Source organism: Vicinamibacteria bacterium, from assembly GCA_035620555.1.
Classification (GTDB): Bacteria; Acidobacteriota; Vicinamibacteria; order Marinacidobacterales; family SMYC01; genus DASPGQ01.
Genome location: DASPGQ010000786.1, coordinates 1 through 3,454, shown reverse-complemented (window position 1 = coordinate 3,454; position 3,454 = coordinate 1). Strand labels below are relative to the sequence as shown.

The window sequence follows — 3,454 nt, the reverse complement described above, 5'->3', positions numbered from 1 at the left end:
TCGAAACCTCGGGCGCCGTCGAGTCCCGTGCTCTCGTACCGTTCGCTCACGCGGGACGCGGGCATGGAGGTGGAGCCGAGCCTGTCTCCGGACGGGCGGCTCGTGGCCTACAGCTCGAACGCCGACGGCGACTGGGACATCTACGTGGCGCGTGTCGCCGGCGGCAAGCCCATCAACGTGACGGCCGACTCGAGCGCCGACGACTACCAGCCGGCGTTCTCTCCCGACGGGGAGCGGATCGCCTTCCGTTCCGAGCGCGACGGCGGCGGCGTCTTCGTCATGAGCGCGACGGGCGAGTCGGTGCGACGCGCCGCCGCGTTCGGGTTCAATCCCTCGTGGGCTCCGGACGGCACGCGTCTCGTCCTCGCGTCCGAGAGTATCCGGATGTCAACAGGACGCGAAACGCTCAGCCAGCTGTCGGTGGTCGACGTCGTGAGCGGTGCCGTCACCGAAATCGGTGGTGACGACGCCGTCCAACCCGCATGGTCCCCAAACGGCCACCGCATCGCCTTTTGGGGTGCGTGGCCGATCGGAAGCGGAAACTTTGACTTGTGGACGATCGCCCCCGACGGCTCCGATAAGAAGCGCGTGACGAATGACAGATTCTACGACTGGAGTCCCGTATGGTCGCCCGACGGCCGGTCTCTCTGGTTCACGAGCGACCGCGGCGGGAGCCAGAACGTCTGGCGCGTCGCGCTCGACGAGTCGGGCACGACGCACGGCGTGCCGCAGCCCATGAGCCTTCCTTCCGGGGATGCCGGTCAGGTGAGCCTCGCGGCCGGAGGCGACGCTTTCGTCTTTACCACGTTCGACCACCGCTCCAACCTCGAGCGCGTGGCGTTCGACCCGGAGGGCGAGCAAGTGACGGGATCGCCCGAAGCCCTTACCCGTGGCACTCGTTTCTTCTTCGGCATCGCGCCCTCGCCCGATGGGCAATGGATCGCCCTCTCCGACCGCTCCGAGGGACAGTTGAGCCTCGTCTCCCGCGACGGTCGTTCGACCAACGTGCTCATCGACGCGGACGCGGGCGGGGGTGTCACCTGGCGGCCCGACGGGAGCGAGGTCGCGTTCGTCTCGCGCCGGAGCGGGCTCTACCAGATCTGGTCGATTCGTCCGGACGGCAGCGCTTTGAAACAACTGACGGATGCGGCCAAGGGTGTGGCCCTTCCGGTCTGGTCTCCCGATGGCCGCCGCCTCGTGGGTGGCTGGGACGAGCCGAGCTTTTTCGACGCCGAGTCCGGACCTCCGATGCAGCTCTTGAACGTCCTGCCACAGATTCCGAACGCGGGCGGCGTTTTCTGGCCCTTCGCGTGGTCTCCCAGCGGCCGGGAGCTCGCCGGCTACGTCCCCCTCGACAGCGGAGGTTTCGCACCGGGAGTCCACGTTCTCTCGGTTCCCGAGGGCCTCTACCGGGTCGTCGCCGCGGAACTGACGCACCAGGGGGCGCCCACGTTCGCGTGGCTCCTAGACAGCCGTCGGCTCTTGTATAGCAGCAGGGAGGCGGGTATCTACCTCGTGGACACCGAAACCGGCCACGTGCGGCTCTTGCTCCGCCCGCCCGCGGGCTCTTTCTACTCGATGGCTCATCCCGGCTCGGGGGACCGCGAGATCTTCTTCCTGCGCGTAGAGCAGGAGGCAGACGTCTGGATGGCGAGCTTCGCGCCGGAGGGCCGATGATCACGGCGTGCCCTCGACGGAGGCGGAAAGTGGGAAGAGCTTGATCGATACGCTGGTCTCACATTATCGAATCACCGAAAGGCTCGGCGCAGGCGGCATGGGCGAGGTGTACCGAGCGACGGACGCGACGCTCGGCCGCGACGTCGCCATCAAGGTGTTGCCGGCGGCGTTCGCCGAGGACCGAGAGCGGCTCGCTCGCTTCGAGCGCGAGGCGAAGCTTCTCGCGTCGCTCAACCATCCCAACATCGCCCACGAGTTCGGATTCGAGAGCGCGACGCTCGAAGACGGCTCCACCGCGCATTTCCTCGCGATGGAGCTCGTCGAGGACGTGGACCTCCCGGAGCATTTGAGGCGCGGGCCGATTCCGATCGACGAAGCGCTCGCGATCGCCAAGCAAATCGAGGAGGCGCAGGACAAGGGCATCGTGCACCGCGTTCCGGCGTTCTCGCTAGCGGGCCGCGGCGAGCTCGGCGAGGACGGCGGCCTCGAATTCGGCGGGTCCGACTCGCAAGGCCTCCTGTGCTTGAGGGAAGGCCTCGTAGAACTCGTCCAATGCGCGTTCGTGCCGGTCAGCCGGAGCTTCCCAGCTCACCTGTATGGGGACGATCCCGCGCTCAGTCTCGACGACGAAGTCGACCTCGCGCTGACCACGCCAATATGCCGGCTTCAGACCTCGGCGACGGAGCTCGAGGTGAACGGCGCATTCGAGTAGCTTTCCGCGGTCGACGCCAGTTCGCGTGACGGCCATGCGTCGAAGACCCGTGTCGATGGGGTAGTACTTCTTATTGCGAGCGGAGCGCTTGCGTTCCGAAAAGGTGAAGTAGGGGACGGCGAAGAGGAGATAAGCGGCTTCGCAGGCAGCCAGGTAGCCGGCCGTCGTGTCCACGGCGATTCCGGTTGCGGCCGCAAGACGACGGAGGCTGAGCTCCGCGCCTGCCGACTCGAAAACCATCTGCACGAGTTGCTTGATCGGAACAGCAGAGCGCGCCCCGACGCGTTCGCGGACATCACGCTCGATGATGTCAGAGAAGTATTGCTGCCGGAGTCGATCGCCGTGGTCGAAAAGCAGCGGTTCAGGAAAGCCACCGGACTCCAGGTAGTCCTCGAGCCTGCCCTTCGGGTGCACGCGGCGAAACTCGCCGAGATCGAATGGGAAAAGCTCGAGAGTGAAATAGCGTCCGGTCAGGGCACTGGCCAGCTCACCGGACAGCAATTGAGCGTTCGAGCCGGTGACGACGAAGTGGTTATCCTTGGGCCGCTCGAGCCTCGTGCGGAGCCACTTCTCCCAGCCCGTCACGTTCTGGATCTCGTCCAAGAAAAAGTACGCCTTCTTGAGACGAGGATGGGCGCCGCGGAACGCCGTGACCCAGGCGTCCAGTAACGTGTGATCGAGCCGCTGGCCCAAACGCGGATCCTCGAAGTTGAGAAAGGCACAGTGCTTCGGGTCGAGCCGATAGCGCTCCATCATCTGCGCCAAAAGCGTAGACTTCCCGCTGCGCCGAACGCCTTGAACTACGAGCGCGAGGGAATCACTCAGTTGTGAAGGAAGGGCCACGTCACGCGGAATTGTTGCGGGAACATCGTTATCCCAGAAGCTCCAATAGCCCGTGATCTCACGGAGTCGGTCCGTGTCCATGCTGTCCAGTGTACTCTACAGTAAACTAACTGTCGGACATATTCGACATTATTGACATTGTCCAGTGTATCCGACGACGAACTCGGCGTGATCCCTTTTCATCTTCGCTTTCTGGTTTTGATCCTTCTGGAGCGCATGGGG

Annotated in this window: 3 protein-coding genes; 1 reads left to right on the top strand and 2 read right to left on the bottom strand. The window is 64.8% G+C overall.

Annotated features, from left to right (window positions below):
- Positions 1–1,677: hypothetical protein (locus VEK15_31670; GenBank protein HXV65297.1), on the top strand; the 1,677-nt coding region annotated here is incomplete at its 5' end.
- Between the two features lie 58 nt (positions 1,678–1,735).
- Here the strand turns inward: VEK15_31670 and VEK15_31665 are convergent.
- Together VEK15_31665 and VEK15_31660 are read right to left on the bottom strand one after the other, a co-directional pair.
- Positions 1,736–2,107, bottom strand: coding sequence for a hypothetical protein (locus tag VEK15_31665; GenBank protein HXV65296.1), 372 nt, complete (start codon positions 2,105–2,107; stop codon positions 1,736–1,738).
- 18 nt (positions 2,108–2,125) lie between these two features.
- Positions 2,126–3,313 carry an ATP-binding protein gene (locus tag VEK15_31660; protein HXV65295.1) on the bottom strand — a complete coding sequence of 396 codons (1,188 nt, stop codon included), beginning with the start codon at positions 3,311–3,313 and terminating at the stop codon, positions 2,126–2,128.
- Positions 3,314–3,454 lie beyond the last annotated feature (141 nt).

Bases quoted from the DNA above. Each gene is read 5' to 3' on its own strand.
- VEK15_31660 (HXV65295.1), bottom strand. From the start codon at position 3,313: ATGGACACGGACCGACTCCGTGAGATCACGGGCTATTGGAGCTTCTGG.